Here is a 4,362-nt window from a genome sequence, read left to right as displayed (position 1 = left end):
GGCGGAGTACTTCCGTGACGTCAAGCACCAGGACGTGCTGCTGTTCATCGATAACATCTTCCGCTTCACGCAGGCGGGCTCGGAGGTTTCGACGCTGCTCGGCCGCATGCCGTCGGCCGTGGGTTACCAGCCGACGCTGGCCGACGAGATGGGCGAGCTGCAGGAGCGCATCACGTCGACGAAGGGCCGCTCGATCACCTCGCTGCAGGCGATCTACGTCCCCGCCGACGACTACACCGACCCGGCACCGGCAACGACCTTCGCTCACCTCGATGCGACCACCGAGCTGTCGCGCCCGATCTCGCAGCTGGGTATCTACCCGGCTGTGGACCCGCTGACGTCGACCTCGCGCATCCTAGAGGCGTCGATCGTGGGTGACGAGCATTTCCGCGTCGCCAACGAGGTCAAGCGCATCCTGCAGAAGTACAAGGAGCTGCAGGACATCATCGCGATCCTCGGTATGGACGAGCTCTCCGAGGAGGACAAGGTCACGGTCAACCGGGCCCGTCGTATCCAGAAGTTCCTCGGGCAGAACTTCCTCGTTGCGGAGAAGTTCACCGGCCAGGTCGGCTCGGTCGTGCCGCTGGCCGATACCATCGATGCCTTCGACCGGGTCTGCAAGGGCGAGTTCGACCACCTGCCCGAGCAGGCGTTCAACAGCTGTGGCGGGCTCGACGACGTCGAGGCCGCGGCTGCCAAGCTCGCCGGGAAGTAGAGACCGGTCATGGCGGACAAGAGCTTCCGGGTAGATCTCGTCTCAGCCGACGAGCGACTGTATTCGGGTGAGGCAACGATCCTCGTCGCCCAGACCACCGACGGTGAGATCGGCGTTTTGGCCGGCCATGCTCCGTTGTTGGGCCAGCTGCGCGAAGGCGGCTACATCGCGGTCACCGAGGTCGGGGGCGATCGCCGCGTTGCGGCGGTGACCGGTGGCTTCCTGTCGGTGGCGACGGAGGGCGTGACCATTCTCGCCGAGTCGGCGGAATGGGCCCATCACGTCGACGTCGCGGCCGAGACCGCGGCTCTCGAAGAAGCCGAGCCCGGTAGCGAGACACACCAGCTCGCGAAGTCCCGACTGTCAGCGGCTGCCGCCCTGGCAAGGTAGTAATGCGCGTCGTCAATCGCCCGATTCGGTGTTCACCGCCGGTCGGGCGATTGGTGTCTGTGCCCATGCCCGTGGCACCGGTGTCGTGATGGTCGTCTGGATCGTCGTACTAGCCGTAGCGCTCGCTGCGGCAGTCGCCGTTGCGTCCCTGTCGATGTACCGGTTGGCTGAACTGCGACGGAGTGGCACCCCGCTGCTATTGCGACCAGTGCCGGCGGCGGAGGACCACGGCTGGCACCACGGATCCGCGCACTACGGCGACGACACGCTGGTCTACCACCGTCTGGTGACCTTCTGGCGCGGCCCTGCCGTGCGGCTCATCCGCAGTGCGATCACGGTGGTGGGGCGACGGGAGCCGCGCGGCACCGAGCGGGAGATCCTCGATGGGCTGGTCATCGTCGAACTCGGACCGGGTGCCGACGCAGCGGGCGGTGCTTATGAGTTGGGCATGACACCCGACGCGTTCACGGCCTTCCAGGCCTGGCTCGAATCGGCTCCGCCGCCGCGGGCCCGTCGTCGGTCAAGCTGACCCGCAGCTCAGGCGTCCGGGCGCGTGCGATTGCCGCCGGGCACCCATTTGACGTCGCCAGCCGGTCCGGCAGCGACGCGGGCGAGAATGAACAACAGGTCAGAGAGCCTGTTGAGGTATTTCGCCGGTAGCACCGACGTGTCCTGCGGGTGGGCGTCGATCGCTGCCCACGCGGAGCGCTCGGCCCGCCGCACGACGGTCCGCGCTTGGTGCAGCAGTGCGGATCCAGGGGTTCCGCCGGGAAGGATGAACGAGTCGAGGGCGGGCAAGCTCTCGCCGTAGGCGTCACACCACCGCTCGAGTGCATCGATGTAGGACTGTTCGATGCGCAGTGGTGGGTACTTCGGGTCGGCGACGACGGGGGTCGACAGGTCCGCACCGGCGTCGAAGAGGTCGTTCTGCACGGTACCGAGCACCTGGGCGATGTCGGGTGACAGCGCACCGAGGGTCAGTGCCACGCCGATCGCCGCGTTCGCCTCGTCGCAATCGGCGTAGGCGGTGACACGGGGGTCGCTCTTCGCGACGCGGGAGAAGTCGGACAACCCGGTGGTCCCGTCGTCGCCGGTGCGGGTGTAGATGCGGGTGAGGTGGACGGCCATGAGTTCACGGTAGTGGATAAGCTACGGGGGTGAGTGATCGGTTTCTGGTGTCCGGTGGTGCGCGGCTCTCCGGCGAAGTGGCGGTGACAGGAGCCAAGAACAGCGTCCTGAAGCTGATGGCCGCAGCCCTGCTGGCGGAAGGCACGACGGTGCTGACCAACTCGCCCGATATCGCCGACGTGCCGCTGATGGCGGAGGTCCTCCGCGGGCTGGGCGCATCGGTGGAGCTCGACGGCGACGAGGTGCGGATCGATTCGCCGGCCATGCCGAGCTTCCACGCCGACTTCGACGCAGTTAAGCAGTTCCGCGCCTCGGTGTGCGTCCTCGGTCCGTTGATGGCCCGCTGTCGCCGTGCAATCGTGGCGCTGCCCGGCGGTGACGCGATCGGGTCGCGGCCACTCGACATGCACCAGGCGGGCCTGCGGGCCATGGGGGCCGAGAGCGCGATCGAGCACGGTTGCGTCGTCGCGTCGGCGCAGGCGCTGACGGGCGCACCGATCGCGCTCGAATTCCCCTCCGTTGGGGCGACGGAGAACATCCTGATGGCGGCGGTACTGGCCGACGGCGTGACCACGGTCGACAATGCTGCGCGTGAGCCCGAGATCATCGACCTGTGCGAGATGCTGACCCAGATGGGCGCGCAGATCGACGGTGCGGGCACCTCGACACTGACCGTCACCGGCGTGCGCGAGTTGCACCCCACCACCCACCGGGTGGTGGGGGACCGCATCGTCGGCGCGACGTGGGGGATCGCGGCGGCGATGACCCGCGGCGACGTCACGGTCCGCGGCGTCGATCCCGACCACCTGGCGCTGGTGTTGAACAAGCTCGCCGACGCCGGCGCCAAGGTCGACCGCTACGACGACGGGTTCCGTGTGCGCCAAGAGGCGCGGCCCGTAGCGATCAACGTGTCGACTCTGCCGTATCCGGGTTTCCCCACTGACCTGCAGCCGATGATGATCGCACTCGCGGCCGTCGCCGACGGGATGTCGGTGGTGACTGAGAACGTCTTCGAGGCACGGTTCCGGTTCGTCGAGGAGATGGTCCGGCTCGGTGCCGATGCGCGTACCGACGGTCACCATGCGGTCATCCGTGGCGTCGAGCGCCTCTCGAGTGCTCCCGTGTGGTCCTCCGACATCCGGGCGGGCGCCGGACTTGTCTTGGCCGGCCTGGTCGCCGACGGGGTCACCGAGGTGTACGACATCGAGCACATCGACCGGGGTTACCCCGATTTCCTGGCGCAGCTACGCTCCCTTGGCGGCGAGATCGAGCGGGTCTCCGGCTAGCCGGAGACCCTGACCTGCGCTTATATCTGGACTCGATCCAGTGTGGCGGACGTCACGTGCCAGCGAATTGACCTGCCCGACACGCATGCGTAACTTAGTCGGAGTCAGCGCGCCACGGCGCCGCCGGCCAACTCCGACAGGAGCGCCGGAATACGGAGACCGAGTCTGGCGTTGACACTTCCGAACAGCCCGGATCTGATCAGACGCGAACGCGAGTTTGCGCCTGGCGAACAGGTCTGTTAGGATGGGAGAGTTGCCCCAAATGAGGGGTCAACATCCAACAAAACCCAGCTTGCTGGAGAGCGTCCCCTTGGGGATGGCGCCAGCGGGTGTGTGTTCTTTGAGAACTCGATAGTGTGTGACAAATTTGTTTGATGCCATTTTTTGATGGTGTCTGTTTTTTGATGCCAGTTTTGTTTTTTTGGATTGTTTTTGCTGGGGTTTTTGCCTCTGTGAGGATTGTTCTGAGGATGGCCGGCTCGTGACTTTTTGGTTGTGGGTTGGTTGTTTTCTTTGTTTTTTCATGGAGAGTTTGATCCTGGCTCAGGACGAACGCTGGCGGCGTGCTTAACACATGCAAGTCGAACGGAAAGGCCCCTTCGGGGGTACTCGAGTGGCGAACGGGTGAGTAACACGTGGGTGATCTGCCCCAAACTTTGGGATAAGCCTGGGAAACTGGGTCTAATACCGGATATGACCATGGGATGCATGTCTTGTGGTGGAAAGCTTTTGCGGTTTGGGATGGGCCCGCGGCCTATCAGCTTGTTGGTGGGGTAATGGCCTACCAAGGCGACGACGGGTAGCCGACCTGAGAGGGTGATCGGCCACACTGGGACTGAGACA

At 65.3% G+C, this 4,362-nt stretch carries 4 protein-coding genes, 1 rRNA gene and 1 pseudogene; 5 read left to right on the top strand and 1 reads right to left on the bottom strand.

Annotation, left to right across the window (positions count from 1 at the left end; translation table 11 throughout):
- From B4L26_RS02730 to B4L26_RS02720, 3 genes and pseudogenes are all read left to right on the top strand, one after another.
- Positions 1-715 (top strand): annotated as a pseudogene (locus tag B4L26_RS02730) (F0F1 ATP synthase subunit beta); the annotation flags it as partial.
- A 9-nt stretch (positions 716-724) separates the two neighbouring features.
- The gene (locus tag B4L26_RS02725; RefSeq protein ID WP_290715545.1) at positions 725-1,105 is read left to right on the top strand and encodes a F0F1 ATP synthase subunit epsilon; all 381 of its coding nucleotides are present in this window, start codon (positions 725-727) and stop codon (positions 1,103-1,105) included.
- 88 nt (positions 1,106-1,193) lie between these two features.
- On the top strand, positions 1,194-1,634 hold the full coding sequence (locus B4L26_RS02720; protein WP_290715543.1) for a DUF2550 domain-containing protein: 441 nt from the start codon (positions 1,194-1,196) through the stop codon (positions 1,632-1,634).
- A gap of 8 nt (positions 1,635-1,642) precedes the next feature.
- On the opposite strand, the gene B4L26_RS02715 is transcribed toward B4L26_RS02720, so the two are convergent.
- Entirely contained in the window at positions 1,643-2,233 is a 591-nt protein-coding gene (locus tag B4L26_RS02715; protein ID WP_290715541.1) for a cob(I)yrinic acid a,c-diamide adenosyltransferase, read from the bottom strand.
- 29 nt (positions 2,234-2,262) lie between these two features.
- Between B4L26_RS02715 and murA the strand changes: the two genes are divergently transcribed.
- Both murA and B4L26_RS02705 read left to right on the top strand, forming a co-directional pair.
- Positions 2,263-3,519, top strand: a complete 1,257-nt coding sequence (murA, locus tag B4L26_RS02710) for a UDP-N-acetylglucosamine 1-carboxyvinyltransferase (RefSeq protein ID WP_290715539.1) — start codon at positions 2,263-2,265, stop codon at positions 3,517-3,519.
- Positions 3,520-4,039: 520 nt separating this feature from the next.
- Positions 4,040-4,362 (top strand): 16S ribosomal RNA (locus B4L26_RS02705); the annotation flags it as partial.

The sequence above is a fragment of the Gordonia sp. UBA7599 genome (assembly GCA_002477755.1).
In the GTDB taxonomy this organism is placed as follows: domain Bacteria; phylum Actinomycetota; class Actinomycetes; order Mycobacteriales; family Mycobacteriaceae; genus Gordonia.
This window is presented reverse-complemented; position numbering and strand designations above follow the sequence as displayed.